The 19663-nt window shown below is 70.6% G+C and carries 20 protein-coding genes, 1 tRNA gene and 1 pseudogene; 7 read left to right on the top strand and 15 right to left on the bottom strand.

Going from position 1 to position 19663, the window contains the following annotated elements; all coding sequences use genetic code 11:
- Window positions 1-83: 83 nt before the first annotated feature.
- A complete protein-coding gene (locus WA640_RS20700) occupies window positions 84-404 on the bottom strand; it encodes a hypothetical protein (RefSeq protein WP_335990209.1) in 321 nt (106 codons plus the stop codon).
- A gap of 189 nt (window positions 405-593) precedes the next feature.
- Between WA640_RS20700 and WA640_RS20695 the strand changes: the two genes are divergently transcribed.
- On the top strand, window positions 594-1814 hold the full coding sequence (locus tag WA640_RS20695; RefSeq protein WP_335990208.1) for a DUF4241 domain-containing protein: 1221 nt from the start codon (window positions 594-596) through the stop codon (window positions 1812-1814).
- Window positions 1815-1867: 53 nt separating this feature from the next.
- Here the strand turns inward: WA640_RS20695 and WA640_RS20690 are convergent.
- A tRNA-Leu gene (locus WA640_RS20690) sits at window positions 1868-1949 on the bottom strand.
- Window positions 1950-2104: 155 nt separating this feature from the next.
- Between WA640_RS20690 and rph the strand changes: the two genes are divergently transcribed.
- Both rph and rdgB read left to right on the top strand, forming a co-directional pair.
- On the top strand, window positions 2105-2833 hold the full coding sequence (gene rph / locus WA640_RS20685) for a ribonuclease PH (protein ID WP_106366782.1): 729 nt from the start codon (window positions 2105-2107) through the stop codon (window positions 2831-2833).
- Entirely contained in the window at window positions 2830-3414 is a 585-nt protein-coding gene (gene rdgB / locus WA640_RS20680) for an RdgB/HAM1 family non-canonical purine NTP pyrophosphatase (protein ID WP_335990206.1), read from the top strand. Before rph ends, rdgB begins: the two co-directional genes overlap by 4 nt.
- Before the next feature lie 62 nt (window positions 3415-3476).
- Here rdgB and WA640_RS20675 read toward each other — a convergent pair whose 3' ends face one another.
- Entirely contained in the window at window positions 3477-3929 is a 453-nt protein-coding gene (locus WA640_RS20675) for a peroxiredoxin (protein WP_335990204.1), read from the bottom strand.
- 192 nt (window positions 3930-4121) lie between these two features.
- Here WA640_RS20675 and WA640_RS20670 point away from each other — a divergent pair, with 192 nt between their 5' ends.
- The gene (locus WA640_RS20670; RefSeq protein ID WP_335990202.1) at window positions 4122-5264 is read left to right on the top strand and encodes a lytic polysaccharide monooxygenase; all 1143 of its coding nucleotides are present in this window, start codon (window positions 4122-4124) and stop codon (window positions 5262-5264) included.
- A 134-nt stretch (window positions 5265-5398) separates the two neighbouring features.
- Entirely contained in the window at window positions 5399-6286 is an 888-nt protein-coding gene (locus WA640_RS20665; protein ID WP_335990201.1) for a CHAD domain-containing protein, read from the top strand.
- A gap of 56 nt (window positions 6287-6342) precedes the next feature.
- Here the strand turns inward: WA640_RS20665 and WA640_RS20660 are convergent, their stop codons facing one another.
- The 3 genes and pseudogenes from WA640_RS20660 to WA640_RS20650 all read right to left on the bottom strand — a co-directional run.
- Window positions 6343-7989 carry a DUF885 domain-containing protein gene (locus tag WA640_RS20660; RefSeq protein WP_335990199.1) on the bottom strand — a complete coding sequence of 549 codons (1647 nt, stop codon included), beginning with the start codon at window positions 7987-7989 and terminating at the stop codon, window positions 6343-6345.
- 50 nt (window positions 7990-8039) lie between these two features.
- The gene (locus tag WA640_RS20655; RefSeq protein ID WP_442904789.1) at window positions 8040-8453 is read right to left on the bottom strand and encodes an NADH-quinone oxidoreductase subunit J family protein; all 414 of its coding nucleotides are present in this window, start codon (window positions 8451-8453) and stop codon (window positions 8040-8042) included.
- Window positions 8426-8995, bottom strand: a pseudogene (locus WA640_RS20650) (4Fe-4S dicluster domain-containing protein); the annotation flags it as partial. The pseudogene WA640_RS20650 and the gene WA640_RS20655, both read right to left, overlap by 28 nt.
- Window positions 8996-9188: 193 nt before the next feature.
- Here WA640_RS20650 and WA640_RS20645 point away from each other — a divergent pair.
- Together WA640_RS20645 and WA640_RS20640 are read left to right on the top strand one after the other, a co-directional pair.
- The gene (locus tag WA640_RS20645) at window positions 9189-9665 is read left to right on the top strand and encodes a hypothetical protein (RefSeq protein WP_335990194.1); all 477 of its coding nucleotides are present in this window, start codon (window positions 9189-9191) and stop codon (window positions 9663-9665) included.
- 66 nt (window positions 9666-9731) lie between these two features.
- Entirely contained in the window at window positions 9732-10409 is a 678-nt protein-coding gene (locus WA640_RS20640; protein ID WP_335990193.1) for a class F sortase, read from the top strand.
- On the opposite strand, the gene WA640_RS20635 is transcribed toward WA640_RS20640, so the two are convergent.
- The 9 genes from WA640_RS20635 to WA640_RS20595 form a co-directional block, all read right to left on the bottom strand.
- Complete coding sequence (locus tag WA640_RS20635) at window positions 10410-10790, bottom strand: YbaB/EbfC family nucleoid-associated protein (RefSeq protein ID WP_106363380.1); 381 nt, start codon at window positions 10788-10790, stop codon at window positions 10410-10412.
- On the bottom strand, window positions 10787-11080 hold the full coding sequence (locus WA640_RS20630) for a YbaB/EbfC family nucleoid-associated protein (protein WP_181245707.1): 294 nt from the start codon (window positions 11078-11080) through the stop codon (window positions 10787-10789). The genes WA640_RS20635 and WA640_RS20630 overlap by 4 nt, the downstream gene beginning before the upstream one ends.
- Before the next feature lie 38 nt (window positions 11081-11118).
- Entirely contained in the window at window positions 11119-12294 is a 1176-nt protein-coding gene (locus WA640_RS20625; protein WP_335990191.1) for a hypothetical protein, read from the bottom strand.
- Entirely contained in the window at window positions 12294-13517 is a 1224-nt protein-coding gene (locus WA640_RS20620; protein WP_335990189.1) for a hypothetical protein, read from the bottom strand. The genes WA640_RS20625 and WA640_RS20620 overlap by 1 nt, the downstream gene beginning before the upstream one ends.
- A gap of 137 nt (window positions 13518-13654) precedes the next feature.
- Complete coding sequence (locus tag WA640_RS20615) at window positions 13655-14467, bottom strand: sugar phosphate isomerase/epimerase family protein (RefSeq protein ID WP_335990185.1); 813 nt, start codon at window positions 14465-14467, stop codon at window positions 13655-13657.
- Complete coding sequence (locus WA640_RS20610; protein ID WP_335990184.1) at window positions 14464-15555, bottom strand: dihydrodipicolinate synthase family protein; 1092 nt, start codon at window positions 15553-15555, stop codon at window positions 14464-14466. The genes WA640_RS20615 and WA640_RS20610 overlap by 4 nt, the downstream gene beginning before the upstream one ends.
- A complete protein-coding gene (locus tag WA640_RS20605; protein WP_335990182.1) occupies window positions 15552-16709 on the bottom strand; it encodes a Gfo/Idh/MocA family protein in 1158 nt (385 codons plus the stop codon). Before WA640_RS20605 ends, WA640_RS20610 begins: the two co-directional genes overlap by 4 nt.
- Before the next feature lie 178 nt (window positions 16710-16887).
- Window positions 16888-17253: a hypothetical protein gene (locus WA640_RS20600; RefSeq protein WP_106363373.1), complete on the bottom strand. Its 366-nt coding sequence runs from the start codon at window positions 17251-17253 to the stop codon at window positions 16888-16890.
- Window positions 17250-19622 carry an SseB family protein gene (locus WA640_RS20595; RefSeq protein WP_335990180.1) on the bottom strand — a complete coding sequence of 791 codons (2373 nt, stop codon included), beginning with the start codon at window positions 19620-19622 and terminating at the stop codon, window positions 17250-17252. The genes WA640_RS20600 and WA640_RS20595 overlap by 4 nt, the downstream gene beginning before the upstream one ends.
- Window positions 19623-19663: the final 41 nt, after the last annotated feature.

Genomic DNA, 19663 nt, shown 5'->3' with positions numbered 1-19663 from the left:
AGATCACCTTTCGGTCGAATCACACGTCACAGTCCATACGCCGCAACGGGTCCGGCGGGTTGCCCCGCCGGACCCGCTTTCGTCTACTTCAGCCCGAAGGACCGGATCGTGGTCTGCCCGACCTCGGTCCCGGCGTCGTCGGTCGCGAAGAAGCGGGTCGAGACGGCCTCGGCGCCCTCGGGGATTTCGAGGGTCGCGGTCGCGGTGCCGCAGTCGAGGTCGATCGGAACGTCGATCCAGGTCCCGCCCTCGTCATAGGAGACCTGGAACGTCATCGACTCGGCGGTGGTGGGCTCGGCGCCCCGGTCGGTCACGAGTCCGAGCGCGATGTCGAGGGGTTCATCGGCGTCGGCGTAGCCGCCCTCGACGCCCTCGGCGTTCATCGCCACCACCGGGATCGACACCCGCGCGATATCGCCCTCGGGGATCGCGGCCGGGTCGAATCCGCTGTCCCCGTGTAGCCGATGAGGTCGACGGTCTCGCCATCATCGTGGCGTGATTGAAACGGACGTAACGCAGGCATCCACCGGCCGCCAACCTCGGCTATAGGCCCCGCAGCTGCAATGTCGCACCTCATCAATAGCATGCTGCACATGAGTAACACTTGGATAGCGACGTACTGCGAAGGCTGGGACGGTGCCGAAGGCAAACCGATCGGCCTGATCTCTCGTGAAGAGGCACAAAGCAGAAACGAGATGGGCCTCCCCTACTCGGTCCTGATCGTTGAAGACGACCGCCCACGCTTCCTCCTCGACATCGCCTGGCGGCAGAACTACCTGGCCCGCTGGACCTTCGACGATCACGAGCGGCGCGATACCCGTGCCGTCTACGTCCGAATGGACGGCGGCACGCTCTTCGAGCGGAAGCTCACCGAATGGCAGTACGACGAGGGCGAACCCGACGGGACTCCATCCTTGCCTCGCAGGACTTTGAAACGGGACTTCAACGGGCGCACCGGGATCTACCACCGCTCCCGCGGCGGCGGAAGCATGAGCACGTCAAGGGACGAGCCATCCGAGCAATTCATTCGCCCAGCGGTCGCCTTCGAACGATGGGACGCTGTCCTGGAAGGCGATGACACACCGCCCCTCACCGTTGGCACGCCGATCGAACCTCTTCCCTTCGATGCGAGTGCGGGGCGCCCATGGAATCCGCCCCTGCCGTTCCAAGCGCCGTATCTCGACCAGCTACTGGTCGAGGACGCGACCGTCGTCCACGAGGACTCCGGCTCGCCTATGCGTGTCCGGCACGAGTACCTGGGTCTTCTCGGCCTTCCCACCGGGAAGCTGGTCGCCTGCGATCCGACCTGGCTCAAGGCACTCGAACCCTTCACCGTGCCCGTCGAACCCGGCGACTACCCGGTCGTGGAGATCCAGATCCACAGCGAACCGAACGACTACTGGGCAGGCGCTGGATACCTGGTCAGGATCTCCGACCAGCCGACCTCGACATGGGAGATGGCCCTCCGCCCCGGGCAGGACATGAGCCTCCTCGAAGAAGGGCACTTCTACGGATTCGGAGTCGACGCAGGTCTGGGCTGCCTCATGGACGACTCCGCCCAAGAGCCACTCATCGCACATTTCGACGGTGACCTTTACCAGCTGCATGACGAAATGCCACTGCGCGAAGAGTTCGCGATCCCCGGAACCGACCACAACCTCTACGCCTACAACTGCTACTACGGCGACGGCTCCTACCCCACCTGGATCGGCCGAGACGACACCGGAGCCGTGACCTGCTTCCTCAGCGACATGCTCCTCATCGACAACGGCAGACCCCAAGACGACGAAGACTCCTTCGAGCAGGACTGGTAACTAGGACACCGAACCCGGCAGGAGAACCTGCCGGGTTCGGATAAGAAATTCCGTGCGCGAGGGGGGACTCGAACCCCCACGTCCTAGGACACAGGAACCTAAATCCTGCGCGTCTGCCAGTTCCGCCACTCGCGCGAAGCGCGACGTGGCGGACCGGAAGTGCGGTCGCCGCTCGCGCTCCGGGCACGGGAGCGACCGGGGATGGGGGCCGGTCGGGTCGCGTGCCGGTGCTCTCATTTGAGCAGCAACTAGTGTGTCACACGCCTGTACGCTGCCGTAGGCTGGTCAGGATGACTCGACCTGACAAGCGCGCCGCCGATGAGCTGCGCCCCGTGAAGTTCACCCGCTCCTGGACCGATCACCCGGAAGGGTCGGTTCTGGTCGAATTCGGCCGTACCCGCGTGCTGTGCACGGCGTCGGTGACGCCGGGCGTGCCGCGGTGGCGGCGCGGTTCGGGCGAGGGGTGGGTGACCGCCGAGTACTCGATGCTGCCGCGCTCCACGCACTCGCGCTCCGACCGCGAGTCGATCCGCGGCAAGATCGGCGGACGCACCCATGAGATCTCCCGCCTGATCGGCCGGTCCCTGCGGGCCTGCGTCGATTTCAAGGCCCTCGGCGAGAACACCATCACCCTCGACTGCGACGTGCTCCAGGCCGACGGCGGCACCCGCACCGCCTCGATCACCGGCGCCTACGTCGCGCTGCACGACGCGGTCGACTGGCTCAAGGACCAGAAGCTCGCCCGCAAGCCCGACAAGATCCTCACCACCTCGGTGTCGGCGATCAGCGTCGGCGTCGTCAATGGCGTGCCCGTGCTCGACCTCCCCTACGAGGAGGACGTCGCCGCGTCGGTCGACATGAACGTCGTCTGCACCGGCGAAGGCGACTTCGTCGAGGTCCAGGGCACCGGCGAGGAGGCGGTCTTCAACCGCACCGAGCTGGACCAGCTCCTGGACCTGGCCCTCAAGGGCTGCAAGGAACTCGCCGGCCTCCAGGCCCGGACCCTCCTCAGCTCGTGAAGGTGCTCCTCGCGACCCGCAACGCGGGCAAGGTGGACGAGCTGCGCCAGATCCTCGCCGAAGCGGCCCCGCACGTCGAACTCGTCGGCCTCGACGCCGTGGACGAGTACCCCGAGACCCCCGAGACCGAGCTGACCTTCGCGGGCAACGCCCTGCTCAAAGCCCGCGACGGCGTCAAGCACACCGGCCTCCCCACGATCGCCGACGACTCCGGCATCGCCGTGGACGCCCTCAACGGCATGCCCGGCGTGCTCTCCGCCCGCTGGGCCGGGAGCACGAAGGACGACGCGGCGAACAACGCGCTGCTGCTCGACCAGCTCTCCGACGTCCCCGACGAGCTTCGCACCGCCAAGTTCGTCTGCGCCGCAGTGATCGCCTACCCGGACGGGCGCGAGACCGTCGTCCACGGCGAGATGCCCGGACGCGTCATCCGGGAGCCCCGGGGCGCCAACGGATTCGGATACGACCCGCTGTTCGTCCCCGACGGGTTCGACCTGACGAGCGCTGAGATCAGTGCGGCCGAGAAGAACGCCATCTCCCACCGCGGCAAGGCATTCCGCGAGCTTGCGAGCAGAATCTAACAGCACAGTCGCGAACTCGCGACCAAGATCCAGCACAGAGGCGGCCTTCGGGCCGCCTCTTTCTACTTGCGGGCCTTCAGCAGCTCCAGGGCCTTGTCCGCGTGCGCGCGCATGTTCATCTCGCTCTTCACCACGCCGATGACCTCGCGGCCCGCGCCGATGATGAACGTCTTGCGCTTGGTCGGCGCGATGGTGATCTTGCGGCGCACCCCGAACGCCTCGGCGATCTCGCCGCCCGTGTCCGACAGGAGCGGGTAGCCCAGCGAGTGCTTGCGCGAGAACTCCGCTTGGCGCTCGACGGCGTCCGTGGAGATGCCCACCGGGGTCGCGCCCAGTTCGCCGAACTCCTTGGCGAGGTCGCGGAAGTGGCAGGCCTCGGCGGTGCAGCCGGCCGACATGGCCAGCGGGTAGAAGAAGAGCACGACCGGGCCGTCGGCGACGAGGTCGTCGAGGCTGCGCGGCGCTCCCGTCTCGTCGGCGAGGGTGAATGCCGGGGCGGTGTCTCCGATGTCCATGGAGCCCAGTCTATCCACGTGGGGGACGCGGGAGACCGGTCCGATCCGCACCGATAGGGGGGTGATTGCGCTCCGCGCCACAATATAGATACACTCGAATATAGGAATTCGCGTCAGCAGCAGTCCACAAGATCGCGCGCGGGCTCGCAGGGCCTGGTTGGGAGCGCTCCAGACCGGCAGAGGAGTAACTCCATGTCCACCACCGCCACGGCGGTGCTCGGCGGCAGACGCCGCCGCATCGCCGTCGTCATGTCGATGGTGCTGGCCGCAGTAGCGGCCATGACCATTTCGACGCTGTTCACCAAGAGCGACGCGGAGGCCCACGGCGCCACTGTGTTCCCGGGCTCGCGGCAGTACCTGTGCTACTTCGACGCGCTCAGCGGCAACGGCGCGCTCGACCCGTACAACGAGGCCTGCCAGTCCGCGCTGGACCAGGGCGGGGCCACCCCGTTCTACAACTGGTTCGGCAACCTCGACTCCAACGGCGCGGGCCAGACCGTCGGGTACATCCCCGACGGGCGGATCTGCGACGGCGGCGGCCGCGGCCCGTACGACTTCTCGGCGTTCAACGACCCCGGGGACTGGCCGAAGACCCACGTGACCGCGGGCGACACCGTCCAGTGGCGCTACAACAACTGGGCGCACCACCCGGGCCGCTTCGACCTGTACATCACCAAGGACGGGTGGGACCCGTCGCAGCCGCTGGCCTGGGACGACCTGGAGAAGTTCCAGACCTTCACCAACCCGGCCTCCAACGGCGGGCCCGGCAGCAACGACCACTACTACTACGCGAACCTGACGCTGCCGCAGAAGTCCGGTTACCACATGGTCTTCACGCACTGGGTGCGCTCTGACTCCAACGAGAACTTCTACGCCTGCTCCGACGTCGTGTTCGACGGCGGCAACGGCGAGATCTCGGGCGTGCGCCCCGGCACGGACTTCCCGGGCAACGACGGCGGCGTCGTCGACCCGCCGACCTCCGACGACCCCACCTCCGACGACCCGACCGACCCCGGCACGGGCAACCCGGCCGCGATCTGCGCGGCGACCGCGTCCGTGTCCTCCTGGAACGGCGGCGCGACGGTGAACGTCACCGTGAAGAACACGGGGTCCTCGGCGATCAGCAACTGGATGGTCCACTGGATGTGGCCGCCGGGCTCGGGGATCACGATCAGGGACTCCTGGAGTTCGACGATCACCACCATGGGCGACATGCAGATGGCCGGTCCGGCCGCCTGGAACGGCACCATCAACGCGAACGGCACGGCGACCTTCGGCTTCAACGTCACCGGCACGTTGACGACGATGCCGGCGATGGACTGCATGCAGGGATGACACCGCGGTGATCGCTCCGGGTGACGTCCGCACGGCCGAAACCTGAACGATCGTCGAAAAATCCTCGCTTCGGCTCCTCCCCCGGGTACCCCGCTGGAATACTCCATTTCAGCAGGTCTTCCGGGGGAGGAACCATGTCAGCAGCCACTGCGGCCGTCGAACCGGCCGCGCCATCGGGTTCCATGTCGGCGAACACGCGCGCCGGCGCCGTCATCCAGTACTACATCTCCAGCCAGGTCGACGCGCTCAACCGCGCGATCGCCGCCACCGAACGGCACGCGCCGGGCTCCGCCGCGGGCGTGCGCGCCGTGATCCACCGCCTGCGCACGGCGATCCGCGGCTACCAGCATCTGTTCACCGCCACCCCGCACGGGGGCGTGCAGCTCGACCAGCTCCTGTCCGCGCTCAAGCACACCGAGGACCTGGAGCGCCTCCGCACCCACTTCGCCGACCGCTTCGACCAGCTCGGCCTCACGGTCGCCGAGTACCCGAAATGGTATGGCGCCCTTGACGAAGAGGTCCAGGAGTCCTACCGGCAGATCGAGCGCGTCCACTCGCAGACGTGGGTCGCGGCGCTCCTGGGCCAAGTGCGGATGTTCGCCGAGCACGCGAAGTTCACGCGCGACGGCGACAAGCCCGCGTCCTCGCTCATGGGGGTCGTCTCGAAGGCGAAGATCCACCTGCTCGACACGTACGTGAAGATGAGCCACGCGACCGACCTCGTCGCGGCCCGCGACCAGATGCGCACCGCGGCCCGCGACGCGCACTTCCTCGCCGAGGCCGCCGCGCCCGCGCTGGGCCGCAGCGCCGACGACGTCATCGTCCCGGTGTCCGATCTGGGGCATCTGCTGGTCCAGTACCGGCAGGCCGTCATCGCCCGCAACTGGCTCCTGCGCCTGCCCGGCGCCGACCGCGCCGACCGGCTCACCGCGAGCCTCGCGGACCTGGAGAAGGAGCACCTGCACCAGCTCGGCGAGCAGATCGACCAGGCCGTGGCGGACATGATCGACCGCTGGCAGTAAGGGGACACGCGAACGGCGGGCGCTCGCATGAGCGCCCGCCGTCTGTCGTATAACGGCTACTTCCCGCGCAGCACCGACGCGAGGTTGTCGAGGCCGATCGGGCCCAGGTTCAGGGCCGCGGTGTGCCACGCCTTGAGGTCGAAGTCCGCGCCGGCGGCGGCCTTCGCCTCGTCGCGCGCGGCGACCCACGCCCGCTCGCCCAGCTTGTAGCAGATCGCCTGGGCCGGCCAGCCCGCGTAGCGGACGATCTCCGGGTGGGCCCGGTGCTCGGCGATGCGGCCGCGGGTGGTGAGCACGTCGAGCGCGACGTCGAAGTTCCAGCGGTCGCCGTGGCGCTTCGCCTCGGCGGCGGGCAGCGGCAGGTCGAGGTGCCAGCCGACGTCGATGACGACGCGGGCGGCGCGCAGCGCCGAGCCCTTGAGCATCCCCAGGCGCGTGCCCGGCTCGGTGAACCAGCCGAGGTCGTCGGAGAGCCGCTCGGCGTACAGGGCCCAGCCCTCGGCGTGGCCCGAGACCGAGCCGAAGACCTTCGCGAACCGCGAGATCCCGTCCCCGGCGACCTTCGACTGCCCGATCTGGAGGTGGTGGCCGGGCACGCCCTCATGGAAGACCGTGGTCAGCTCGGCCCAGGTGCGGAACCGCTCGCGGTCGGCCACGGGCCACCAGGTGCGGCCCGGGCGCGACAGGTCCTCCGAAGGACCCGTGTAGTACGCCGACCCGGCCGACGAGCCGTGCACGAGCTGCACGTCGAGGTTCATCAGCTGCGGGTCGATGTCGAAGTGGACGCCGTCGAGCGCTTCGAGCGCGCCGCGGTGCTTCGCCTGGAGCCACGCGAGGTACTCCTCGGACGTCTCCACGGCCTCGGTCGCGTCGAGGTGCGCGATGACGTCGGTGAGCCCGGCGCCCGGGAGGATCCGCTCGGCCTCGGCCTCCATCTCCTCCTCGATGCGGTGCAGCTCCTCCCACGCCCACGCGTACGCGTCGTGCGGGTCCAGGACCGCGCCGAGCGTCGAGCGGGCCGCGAGCAGGTACCGCTCCTCGCCCACGCCGTCGTTCGGGTCCGCGTGCGGCGCGTAGGTCTGCTCAAGGTACTCGGCGGCCGACGCGAACGCGGCGTACGCGGCCTCGGCGGCCCCGCGCAGGTCCGCGGCCTGCGAGCCGTCGCCGTAGGCCTTCAGGTGCTTGTCGAACACGCGGGACTCGGCGTTGCGGCGGGCCTGCTTGGCGCCTTCGAGCGCCTGGCGCAGCGCCACCGTCTCGCCCGCGTCGATGCCGGCGTTCATCGTCTGGCGCCAGGTCGCGAGCATCTCGGGGATCGCGCGCATGCGCGCGGCGTTGAGCCGCCAGTCGTTCTCGGTCTCGCGCGGCGCGAGGTCGATGTAGCTGACCATGTTCTGGAGCATCCCGTACGGGACCTTCAGGGCGCGGCGCCACTCGCCCGCGTCGTGGCGGTCGACGAAGACCTGGAGGCGCTCGGCCATGTGCAGCCGGGCCAGGTCGTCGGCCGGGCCGGTCGATTCGAGGGCGTTGAGGCGGGTCAGGGTCTCGCGGTAGAGCCGCGCGCGCTCGGCCTCGGCGTCGGGTCCGTAGTCGGTGGCGACGCCGAAGTCGCCCTTGATGCCGGCGGAGCCGGCGAAGGCGGGGTCGAGCCGCGCGTACGAGGTGATGTACTCGTCGGCGAGAGCGAAGATCGGTGAGGTCATGCGCGCTAGCTTACCGCGCGGCTAGGAAGCGTTTGTTTCAAGATCGGCGTTCACCGTGACCTCGTCGAGACCGCCACCGCGCCCACGAGCGCCGCCAGCAGGAGCAGCGACAGGACCTCGAACGGCAGCACCCACTCCGAGAACACCGCCTCCCCCATCGCGGCCGCGTCCCCCGCGCCGTTCGCGTCCAGGTCGGCCTTCGACCACCCGAACGCACCCGTGACGGCCGCCGCCAGCGCGAGCCCCACCCCGCCCGCGACCGCGGCCCCGGGCCAGCGCGCCCGATCGAGGTCCTCGGACGGGTCGGTCGGGGCCTTCGTCAGCATCGTCGCGAACAGCAGCAGCACCACGATCGCGCCGACGTACACGAGGACGAGCACCCACGCGAGGAACTCCGCGGCGAGCACGAGCGCGGCCCCGGCGATCCCGGCGAACGCGACGGCGAGCCACAGCCCGGCGCGCACGATCCGGTCGGTGGCGACCACGGCGAGCCCGGCGCCGAGCGCGAGGACCCCGAACGCGGCGAGCAGCACGTCGGCGAGCGTCACGCGCCCTCCTCCCCGCGCGGCGCGAGGGGCGCGTTCGCGAGCCACTCCCCCAGGTGCTCCTTGTCGTGGAGCAGGTCGCGGATGTCGCCTTCGGCGTACGCGAAGTCGGGGGCCCAGAAGAGGGCGTCGAAGGGGCACACGTCGACGCAGATCCCGCAGTACATGCACAGCGAGAAGTCGATGTCGAAGCGGTCGAGGACGTTCACCTGGCGGGGCCGGGCCGCCCCTTCGACCTCGACGGTCTCCTTGTGGGAGTCGATGTAGATGCACCAGTCAGGGCATTCGCGGGCGCACAGCATGCAGGAGGTGCAGTTGCCTTCGTGGAGGGCGATGACGCCGCGGGTGCGTTCGGGCAGTTCGGGTTCGCGCTCGGGGTACTGGCGGGTGACGGCGCGGCGCGTCGCTGTGCGCGCGGTCGCGGCGAGACCGCCGACCAGACCGCTCCCGGGAAGCCTCATGTCCTCATCGTGGCAGACGGCACCGATGTTTTCCAGACCCGCGGGCCCGGCGTTGTCCGATTCCCGACTCTCCGCACGCGTTCCCGTTTTCCACAGAACCGCCTTGGACCGCGCATTCGAGCCATTACCGTGAGCACTTGACACGTCACATGGAGCCGGGGCGACCCGGCACCGTCCGAGGAGGAACCGTGCCATGCGAATGACGAAGCCCGTCCGCGGGACGCTCGCCGCGCTGGCGCTCAGCGCCGCGATCCTGCTGACCACCGCCGCTCCCGCGAACGCGGCCATCATGGTCACACTCACGCAGACCACCGGCGTGCAGGGGACCCAGGTCGGGGTCCTGGCCTCCAACTGCAACGACAACGCGACCGGCGACATCGAGGGCGTCGACGTGAGCTTCGCGCTGGTGAAGAACAACAACAACGCGACCGGCACGTTCACCGTCACTGAGGCGATGAAGCCGAAGACGTACACGGTGAAGGTGACCTGCGGCGGGGACACGGCCTCGGCGAACTTCACGGTGACGTCGGGCGCGGCGCCCGCGACGGGCGGCGGCGGCGCCGCCTCGGACACGGCCACCGTGGTCCTGTGGTCGGGCGCGGCGCTGGTGCTCGCGGCGGCCGCGGGCATGTGGCTGCTGAAGCGCCGCAGCGGCGTCACGGCCGCCTAAATGGACACGGCGCCCCCAGAGGCCGACGAGAGACCCGCACACCGGCCGGAACCCGCGTTCCGGCCGGTGGCCGCTGTCGTGCTCTCGATCGTCCTCGCCGGGGGCCTGGGCCTGATGCTCGGAAGCGTCGTGCCGGTGCCGTCGCTGCGCTGGCCGGAGTTCCACTCCCCCTTCAATGACGACCCGTTCGCGGTGGCCGACCCGGCGGGCGGCGACTGGCTGGACCGCTCGGAGCCCACGCGCGTGGACATCGACCGCCTCGACGTGCACGCCCCCTTGACGGCCCTGGGCCTGGACTACCGCGGGAACTTCGAGGTCCCGGCGATGTGGCGCCCGCAGGACGCGGGCTGGTTCGAGCCGGGCCCGACGCCCGGCGAGTTCGGGCCGACGGTGCTCATGGGCCACGTGGACACGAAGAACGGCCCGGCGGTGTTCTTCGCGGTGAAGCGCCTCAAGGAGGGCGACGAGATCGAGGTGACCCGCGCCGACGGGATCATCGTGGTCTACGAAGTTACCGACGTGGAGTCGTACTCCAAGCAGCGCCTCCCCTACGAGGACGTCTTCGGCATCGCCCCGAAGCCCGTGCTCCGCCTCATCACCTGCGGCGGCGAGTTCGACCGCGAAGCGGGCGACTACACGGAGAACATCGTGGTCTTCGCCGACTACGCGGGCCGCCGCGAGGCCACCGAGCAGGACCTCGCCCGCCCCCTGAACGGCAGGGACGACTTCAAGGACCGGGACTAGTCAGCGGGCGTCGGGGCGCTTCGGCGGCAGGTACCGGCCGAGGATCGCATCGACGTCCATGCGGTCGCCGAGCAGGCGGCGGGCCATCTCGGCGGACTTGAGCGCGTACTCGTCGCGGGCCTGGCGGATGAGGGCGACGAGGTTCGGGCCGAGGGACTGCCGGTACCGCATCGCGGCCTCGTTGACGGTGATCTCGTCGACCTTGCCGTTGGCGTCGAGCTTCACGTGCAGGAGCCCGTCGTCGGAGGCGACCTCGACGGCGTCGGCGCCGAACTCGGCGCTGACCTCCTCGTACCTGGCGAGCGTGGCCTCGGCCTCGCTGCGCATCCGCTCGAACTGCTCCATGATCTGCTCGGGGGTGAGGCGCTGCCCGTCGCTCATCGGTCCTTCTCCTGCCGCTCGGCGCTGAACATGCCGGCGAGGGTCTGGCGGATCGCCTCGGACAGCTCGCGGTCGGCCTCGTCGGCGGCGGCCTTGACGAGGGCGGTGACGGTCTCGCCGAGTTCGACGCCGCTGAGGTCGAAGGCGCTCATGCTCAGGTCGATCCGCCTGATGTCGCCTCCGGGTCCGGCGGTGACCCGGACGGTGCCGTCCTCGGACTCGACCTCGGCGGTGACCTCGGCGGCGAGCCGCTGCGCCTCGGCCAGCCTGCTGTGTATGTCGCCGTGCACGACGGCTCTCCTTCCTGTGGCGGGTGCTCGGGCGGCGGTCAGCTCCAGTATTCGAGCCGGCGCGCCGGGTCGCCCATCCATTCGGGGCGGAACTCCTCCGCGTCGAGGACCAGCCGCGGTTCGTCGCTGACGATGCCGCGGTCGTCGCCGCGGCGGGTGTACAGGTGGGCGTCGGCGCGGATCGCGGTGGCCTCGCCTTCGCGCACGTCGAATTCGACGCTGGAGCGCGCCGTCTCGACCTCGACTTCCACGGTGTGCTTCCCGGGCGGCAGCGGGTACCACCAGTTGCCCCAGGTCGCGGGGAGTTCGAGGCCGTCGATGCGGACGGCGGGGGGTGCGGCGCGCCGCGACGCGAGTTCGGCGTCGCGGGGCACGACGCCGTCGCCGCCCTTCCAGAGGTGGCGGTGCCCTCGCGCGCGCAGCAGGAGCGCTCCGCGGCCGGGGGCGAACTCCGGCAGGGCCTCGGGGCGGTCGCCGACGAGCGCGGGCCGGTCGGCGGCGTCGGGGCCGCCCCACGGGTAGTGCACGGGCCGGGCGAGGCCGGGGCCCTCGTTCGCGAGGCGGAGCGCGGCGAGGCGCTCGCGTTCGCGCCGGCGCCACGGTGCGAACGGGAGCAGGGCGAGTGCGAGGACCGCGACGGCGCCGAGGGCGATCCGGCTGCCGGTCTCGTCGAGGCTGAACGCGTTCACCAGCGCCAGCGGCACGCCGCAGACGAGGAGGACGATGACCGCCCACTCGTAGAGGTAGACCTTCGAGCGGGGCGGGAGCGGGTCGACGGCTTTGGGGCCGAAGCGGACCGTGGCGCGGTCGACCTCTTCGCGCCAGACCAGCGCCGCGGTGGCGCCGGCACTGACGTCGACGACGACGGGGCTCGCGGTCGCCCCGCTCTGGACGTCGACTTCGTGGGGTCCGGCCGGCAGGACCACGTAGACGGTGCCGTCGCCGACGGCCACCGGGGTCCCGTCGACGGCCGCGACCGGCATGGTCGCGGCCGAGTCGAGGACGAGTTCGAGCACGCCCGACCCGTCCGGCGGGACCGGACGGGTCGTGGCCGTCTCGTGCGGCGAGGGCAGGACCGCGACCGCGGGATCGCGGTGGAGCAGCGGCTTCGAGCGCAGGGGCCGTCCCAGCGGGTCCGTGTAGTGGCCCGCGTTGTTCCCGTAGGACCGGGCGAGGTCCTTCGGGATGGCCTTGCGGTCGAGGTCGTGCAGCACTACTTGCCTCCGGCCGCCGTGATGTCCTTGGCGGCCTGGATGTCGGCGTCCTCGTAGGCCTGCTTCACCTCGTCGAACCGGGTGGCGTTGCCTTCGAGGGCGGGTGAGATGAGGGCGACGTCGCCGGCGAGTTCGGACCGCTGCTCGTTGTAGCCCTCGACCCAGCCCTGGCAGGCCAGGCCCCAGGTGAAGAAGTCGGTCTCGGTGTCGCTGTTGACGGCCTGCGACAGGGAGTCCGCGTTGGTCTGGAGCCGCCGCAGCTCCCCCGCCGCCACGCCGAACTCCTCGGGGTCGACGCTGGTGTACGTCGCCATGTCGCCCGAGGGGTTCGTGGAGGCGGGCGTGGGGTTGCCCTTGGCGGGGACGCCGGTGCCCTGGATGGCGCCGGCCCAGTTCGAGGCGATGCCGCCGGCCCATTCGAGCATCTCGGCGGAGGACTGCCGGAACGTCGAGTCGAGGACCTCGGTGCCGAGGTGCGCGAGCTGCTTGCCGGTGAACTGCGCGAGCGAGACGCGCAGGAACATCGTCGCGGTGTCGATGGCGCTCTTCTGGGTCGCCCACATCAGGAACGTCGCGATCGAGGACCCGGCGCTGACCCATGCGGTCGCGAGCGCGGTCAGGCCGTAGATGATGAGCTGCTCGATGAGCGCCGACAGGAGGGCCTTGACGAGCTCGTAGACCGCGGTCGACAGCATCTGGGCCATGCCGATGTGCGACTCGATCTGCGCGATCGCGGAGGCGATCCCGGCGATGGCCGCGGCCATGCCGTTGACCTTGTCCTTGGCGGCGTCGGTGGTCGGCGACTGGGAGGTGGCGAGCGAGGACTCCCACGCGGCGTCGACCTCGTCGCGCATGACGATGAGCGCCTCTTTGAACTGGCGCCAGCGGCCCTGGAGGTCGCCCATCGCCCCGGGGTCGCCGGAGAGCCAGGTGAGGAGCTTGTTCGCGGGTTCGACCAGGTTGAGGAGGAAGTCGAGGCCCACGTTCACGAGCATCCCGAGCGGGTTCGTGTACGCGCCCCACGCCTCCAGGCCGATGCTCGCGATGTCGGCGACGACCGTGGCGGCGGCGTTCGAGGAGGTGACCTCGTCGGACTCGATCGCGTCGTAGATCATCTTGCCGCTGTTGAGGACCTGCTTGACGCCGGGAATCGAGCTCCCGACCTTCTCCAACGTGCTGTCGCCAGGCGGCTCGTCATTGGTGATGTCCGAGTCTTCGGCCATGCTCTGGTACTCCCGAGAGGAGGTGCGGAAAGGTTCGAAGACCGAAGATATAAGAGATCCGCCACCGCGTCGACAGCCCCGCGCCACTTGAAATACACCGAAAGGCGCCGGGGCCGCCCGGAGGCGGCCCCGGACCGCTAGGCGACGACGCGCTCGAAGGCGGCTCTGGTCTCTTGGAAGACCTCGGCGCCGGGGCGGGCCCAGAGGGCGTCGTTGAAGAGTTCCACTTCGATGGGGCCGGTGAAGCCGGCGGCGTCGACTTCGGCGAGGTAGCGCTTGAAGTCGACGCAGCCGTCGCCGAGCTGGCCGCGGCCGGTGAGGACGCCCGCGGGGAGCGGGGTGATCCAGTCGGCGAACTGGAACGAGGCGATGCGGCCTTCGCGTCCGGCGCGCGCGATCCCTTGCCACACTTGCGGGTCCCACCAGATGTGGTAGGTGTCGACGACGACGCCGACCGCTGCGGTGGCGAAGGGCGCGGCGAGGTCGAGCGCTTCGGCGAGGGTGGTCACGACGCAGCGGTCGCTGGCGAACATCGGGTGCAGCGGCTCGATCGCGAGCGTGACGCCGCGTTCGAGCGCGTAGGGCGCGAGCTGCGCGAGCGCTTCCTTCACGCCTTCGCGGGCCGAGTCGATGGTGCCGCCGTCGGGGATGCCGCCGGAGACGAGGACGAGCGTCGGGGCGCCGACGGCCGCGGCCTCGTCGATCGCCTTGCGGTTGTCCTCCAGCGCTGCCGCGGTCGGGTCGGTGAAGAACCCGGCGCGGCAGAGGCTCGTCACTTCGACGCCCGCGTCCTGCACGAGCTTCGCCGTGGCCTCGACGCCCATCTCCTGCAACGGCTCCCGCCACAGGCCGATCCCGGCGCCGGCCCGCGCGCAGGCCTCGACGGCCTCGCGCTGGTCCCAGAACTTCGCGGTGGCGTGGTTGAAGGAGAACCGTGCCGCGGCGCTCACGCGAGGGTCCTCGGGGGCTGGCCCGCGGTCTTGAGCAGGGCGTTGAACCGGTCGATGGCGAGGTGCTCGTCGGGGAACAGCTTCACTTCGAGCGCGAGGTCCACGATCTGTCCGAAGTGCTCGATCGAACGCGCGGATTCGAGGCCGCCGACCATCTTGAAGTGGTCCTGGTACCCCGAGAGCCACGCGAGGAACACCACGCCGGTCTTGTAGTTGAACGTGGGGGCCTCGAAGACCTTGCGCGCCAGAGGCACCGTCGGGTCCAGGATCGCGTGGAACCCGGCCACGTCGCCCTCGTCGAGCCGCTTGACGGCCCGCGAGGCGAGCGGCGCGAGCGGGTCGAAGATCCCCAGGAGCGCGTCGGAGTGCCCGAACTCGTCCCCGGCGATGAGCCGCGGGTAGTTGAAGTCGTCGCCGGTGTAGCAGCGGACCCCCTCGGGGAGCCTGCGGCGCAGCGCGATCTCGGCGTCGGCGTCGAGGAGGCTCATCTTGATGCCGTCCACTTTGGCCGCGTTCTCGGTGATGATCTCGACGAACGTGTCGGCGGCGGCTTCGAGGTCCGTCGACCCCCAGTAGCCTTCGAGCGCCGGGTCGAACATCGGGCCGAGCCAGTGGAGGATCGCCTTGCCGCTCACCTCGCCGAGGAGCTCGGCGTAGAGGGCCTTGTACTCGTCCGGGCCCTTCGCCGAAGCCGCGAGGGCCCTGGAGCACATGAGGATCGTGCCCGCGCCCGCGTCCTCGACGACCCCGAGCTGCTCCAGGTACGTCGCCCGGATCTCGTCCAGCGTGGACGGATGTGCGCCGAGCTGGTCGGTGCCGACGCCGCACGCCAGGAGGTCGTCAGGCCCGGCGGCCTCCGCAGAGCGCTTGATGAGCTGCTTGGTGGCCTCCCAGTCGAGGCCCATGCCGCGCTGGGCGGTGTCCATGGCGTCGGCGACGCCGAGGCCGAGGTCCCACAGGTGGCGGCGGAACCCGATGGTCGCGTCCCAGTCCACCGTCGCCGGGCGGCCGGGGCCGTTGTCGGCCAAGGGGTCCGCGACGACGTGCGCGGCAGAGTAGATGACGCGGGAGGTGAACTCGCGGGTCACAGGACCAGCTCCTCAAGGTCGATGCGGCGGCCCTCGCGGGCCGAGCGGTAGCCCGCCTCGGCGAGCTGCACGCCGCGGGCGGCGGCGAGGAAGTCATGGTGCCACGGCTCGTCGTCCACCACGTGGCGGAGGAACTCCTCCCACTGGAGTTTGAAGCCGTTGTCGAACACCTCGTTGTCGGGCACCTCGTGCCACTGCTGCCGGAACGGGATCGGCTGGTCGATGTCGGGGTTCCACACGGGCTTGGGGGTGTGCGCGCGGTGCTGCGCGCGGGCCTTGCGGAGCCCGGCGATCGCGGAGCCCTCGGTGCCGTCCACGTGGAACTCCACGAGCTCCTCGCGGTCGACGCGGGTGGCCCACGAGGAGTTCATCTGCACGACGGTGCCGTCGGCGAGCTCGAAGATCGCGTACGCGGCGTCGTCGGCGGTCGCCGCGTAGGCGTTGCCCTGCTCGTCGAAGCGCTCGGGGATGTGCGTGGTCACGTTCGCGATCACGGACTTGATCGGCGAGCCGAACGTGCCTTCGAGCAGGTAGGACCAGTGCGGGAACATGTCGAGGACCATGCCGCCGCCGTCTTCGGCGCGGTAGTTCCAGGAGGGGCGCTGGGCCTCCTGCCAGTCGCCTTCGAAGACCCAGTAGCCGAACTCGCCGCGCACGGACAGGACCCGCCCGAAGAAGCGGGAGTCGACCAGGCGCTTGAGCTTGCGCAGGCCGGGCAGGTAGAGCTTGTCGGCGACCGCGCCGTTCTTGACGCCGGCGTCGCGGGCGGTGCGGGCCAGCGCGAGCGCGTCCTCCAGGCTCGTGGCGATCGGCTTCTCGGTGTACACGTGCTTGCCGGCCTTGACGGCGGCGGTGACGGCGGCGAGGCGGTGCTGCGTCGTCAGCGCGTCGAAGTAGACGCCGATCGAGTCGTCGCTCAGCGCCTCGTCGAGGCTCGTCGTGTACTTGTCGAGGCCGTGGCGCTCGGCGACCGCCTTGAGCTTGTCCTCGCTGCGGCCGACCAGGGTGAGCTCGGGCCAGATGACGCCGCCGTCGGCGCGGGGGACGCCGCCCTGCTCGCGGATCGCCAGGAGCGACCGCACGAGGTGCTGCCGGTAGCCCATGCGTCCGGTCACCCCGTTGAGGGCGATGCCGACGGTGATTCTCTCTGCCATAGGGATCTGCTCCAGACGATTCAGGCAAGCGCTTTCATACAGTCTTGTGAAGCATACAGCAAACACGGTCGCATTTGAAAGCGGTCTCTACACAGATTTACACACGTGAATACGTTGCGTCCAGGTCCGGACACGGCGAAAGCCCCGGCCCGTCCGGACCGGGGCTTTCACAAGCGCGCTAGAGGTACTGCTCGCTGATGTCGGTGACCTCTTCGGCGGGCGCCCAGATCTGGTACACGCCGTTGTCGTAGGGCTCCAGGCCCAGCGAGCGCGCCACGTCGGAGCGGCCGCCGGAGTACTCCAGGCGGTACCACTCGCCGGACGCGCCGAGCAGCAGGAACGGCTCCCCGCGCCAGGTGCAGACCGTGCGCACGTAGAAGAAGTCCTCCAGCTCGCCGATCGGCACGCCGCGGCGGTACCGGCCCTCGGCGACCTGCACGAACCCGTCGCCGCCGGTGGGCGAGTAGAGCCGCACGTGGGCCCCGTCGGGGCTGGAGTCGTACTCGGCGCCCTTCCAGCGGGCGATGTAGCCGTCGCGCATCAGGCGTCCTTCCAGTCGCTGGTCCGGTTGTCGAGCACGGACGCGGCCCGGTCCTCGGGCGCGGGCCGCACCAGGTCGTAGTGGCCGTCGGCGTCGCCCCAGGCGTCGCCGAGCGCGCTGTCGTAGCCGCCGGACGCGCCGCCGCCGTAGCCGAACGCCTCGCCCATCGGCCCGGCGGGCGGCGGGCCCGAGGACTCGGGGGCGGACGGCAGGGCCGGGACGGAGGACGCCTCGATCGCGGCGGGGCCGCCGAACGCGCCGTCCACGGGCGCCCACTCGCGGGTGTCCGAGTCGTACTGCGCGATCTCGGTGACCTCGCCGCGGGAGTCGATCCGGAGGATCTTCGCGCCGTGCGGGAGCCGCACCGAGTCGACCTTGTGCTCGGGGATGCGGTCCTCGGGGGACTCCGAGGGCGCGAACCCGTCGCCGCGGAACGGGCCGGGCTCGACGACGGTGCCGCCGCGGGACTGCGCGGTCGGGAAGTCGTTGCCGCCGATGGCCGCCGGGTACAGGTCGGTGCGGTAGCCGGTCCAGCGCAGCACGTGCACCGAGTCGTCGGTGGGGCTGAAGTCCTCGCTGGAGCGGATGAGCCCGAGCGCGAGGTACAGCTGCGCGGGCGTGCGCAGGTGGTCCACGGCCTCGGCCGGGTGCACGAACCCGCCGACGCGGTCGTAGCCGCGCTCCAGGTAGAACGGCACCTGGTGGTGCGGGATGGTCTTCTGCCACAGCACGGGCTGCACGCGGTGCGCGGGCGAGGCCGCGCGCGCGGCGGCGGCGTGGCGCTTCTCCATCTCGCGGGCGAAGACCAGGAGGTCCTTCGCCTCGGCCCACTTCAGGAGCGGTTCGATCTCGGGGCCGGACATGTTCGCCCCGACCTCGGTGCCGGGGTTGACGTACAGCGCGTAGTCCTGGCCCGGCCAGTGCTGGATGAGCCACCCGAACGGGACGGTGGTGTGCGGCGTGCCCTCGCCCGCGCGCTCGGCCATGCGGGCCTCGGTGGTGTACACCGTAATCCCGATGTTGCCGTCGACGATGTCGCTGGCCCACCGGAACGCCGGGTCGCCGACGCGCAGGTGCGCGGCCTCGGGGTCGCCGATCGGGAGGATCACGCTGGCGCACAGCAGGGTCTGGAGGAACCCGGCGGTGTCGCCGGAGGTCGCGGCCTCGGCCAGGAGCGGCTCGGCGGCCTCGCCGGAGAGCTCGACGGGCTGCGGCGCGGCCGTCGCCTGCGGGGCCGGCTCAGGCGCGGCGGGGCGGCGCCCGAAGGCGCTCGACATCGACGCGAACGACTCGGCGGTGCGCGGCGGCTCCTCCTCGTGCGATGCGGGCGTGCCGAACGCGTCGCCTGAGGAGTAGGTCTCGGGGTACGCGACGGGCGCGGGCTCGCGGGTCGGCAGCGCCTGCGACTCGGCCTGCTGGTCGCGCAGCCAGTCCGGCGCGTCGGGCCACTGGTCCTGCGGGGACGGCCAGTGCGGCTCGGCCGGGAAGGCCCCTTCGCGCGGCTGCGACCCGTAACCCTGCGGCTGCGAGAACTGCTGCGGCTGGGACCCGAAGCCCTGGGGCTGGGACGTGTAGTGCTGCGGCTGCGAGCCGAAGCCCTGCGGCTGGGACCCGAAGTCCTGCTGCGGCGTGTACGACTGGTCCTGCTGCGACTGGAACGGGGTGCTGAAGCCCTCGGGCTCGGCGTCCTCGCGCGGCGGCTGGCGCAGCGGCAGGCCCGCCGAGGTGGTCCCGGCGACCGTCGAGCCCGGCTGCCCGGTGCTGCCGTTCAGGTCCGAGGAGCGGCGCGGCGCGGGCGGCACGTCGGGGATCGGCGGCGGCGGGGGCATGAAGCTCTCGCGCTGCGGCGGGGGCGCCTGGGGGGACGCGATCGGGTTCGCGAACGGGTCGGCCTGGCCGTCCCCGAACGGATCCCGGCGGGTCGCGCCCGCGAAGCGGTCCTCCCGGTACGGCTCCGGCGCGGGCGGCGCCGGGGGCTCGGGGTCGGCGGGGACGGTCGTCATGCCCTGGGCCACTTGGGAGACGAACCAAGCGGGCAGGTAGCCCTCGATCGGGAGGCCCGGGTTGACCGCGAGCCACCACTCCTCGTCGGGCCACGCCTCGGCGAGCGACTGGAACGTCACCCTCCGCGACGATCCCGCGTTGTCGCGCAAGCAGACCTGGAGCGCCGATTCCGACGTGAACGCGAGGATATGGGTGCGGTCGTCCGTGGTCCACGTGGCCCACGTGTCGGCGCCCGTGCCGTTCACTCCCTCATAGGACAGTGGGAGCACAAGTTCGATCTGCGCCAGGATCCGGAAGTATCCGTCCTGGTCCTCGGCTCGCAGTGCTTCTCGGAGTCGGTGCTCGATCTCGTTACTGGGTTCCCACATCGATCCCACTCAGCCCTTCCCCCCTACCGGTCTTGGATGGG

Source organism: Glycomyces sp. MUSA5-2 (genome assembly GCF_037034145.1).
Taxonomy (GTDB): Bacteria; Actinomycetota; Actinomycetes; order Mycobacteriales; family Micromonosporaceae; genus Glycomyces; species Glycomyces artemisiae.
The sequence above is the reverse complement of the archived record's forward strand: the minus strand, read 5'-3'. Positions and strand labels throughout refer to the sequence as shown.

What these genes read in the sequence shown, in the direction of transcription:
- WA640_RS20665 (WP_335990201.1), top strand. Translation starts at nt 5,399, where the DNA reads ATGTCAGCAGCCACTGCGGCCGTCGAACCGGCCGCGCCATCGGGTTCC.
- WA640_RS20605 (WP_335990182.1), bottom strand. Translation starts at nt 16,709, where the DNA reads ATGGCAGAGAGAATCACCGTCGGCATCGCCCTCAACGGGGTGACCGGA.
- rph (WP_106366782.1), top strand. Translation starts at nt 2,105, where the DNA reads ATGACTCGACCTGACAAGCGCGCCGCCGATGAGCTGCGCCCCGTGAAG.
- WA640_RS20595 (WP_335990180.1), bottom strand. Translation starts at nt 19,622, where the DNA reads ATGTGGGAACCCAGTAACGAGATCGAGCACCGACTCCGAGAAGCACTG.
- WA640_RS20635 (WP_106363380.1), bottom strand. Translation starts at nt 10,790, where the DNA reads ATGAGCGACGGGCAGCGCCTCACCCCCGAGCAGATCATGGAGCAGTTC.
- WA640_RS20695 (WP_335990208.1), top strand. Translation starts at nt 594, where the DNA reads ATGAGTAACACTTGGATAGCGACGTACTGCGAAGGCTGGGACGGTGCC.
- WA640_RS20660 (WP_335990199.1), bottom strand. Translation starts at nt 7,989, where the DNA reads ATGACCTCACCGATCTTCGCTCTCGCCGACGAGTACATCACCTCGTAC.
- WA640_RS20620 (WP_335990189.1), bottom strand. Translation starts at nt 13,517, where the DNA reads ATGGCCGAAGACTCGGACATCACCAATGACGAGCCGCCTGGCGACAGC.
- WA640_RS20670 (WP_335990202.1), top strand. Translation starts at nt 4,122, where the DNA reads ATGTCCACCACCGCCACGGCGGTGCTCGGCGGCAGACGCCGCCGCATC.
- WA640_RS20675 (WP_335990204.1), bottom strand. Translation starts at nt 3,929, where the DNA reads ATGGACATCGGAGACACCGCCCCGGCATTCACCCTCGCCGACGAGACG.
- WA640_RS20645 (WP_335990194.1), top strand. Translation starts at nt 9,189, where the DNA reads ATGCGAATGACGAAGCCCGTCCGCGGGACGCTCGCCGCGCTGGCGCTC.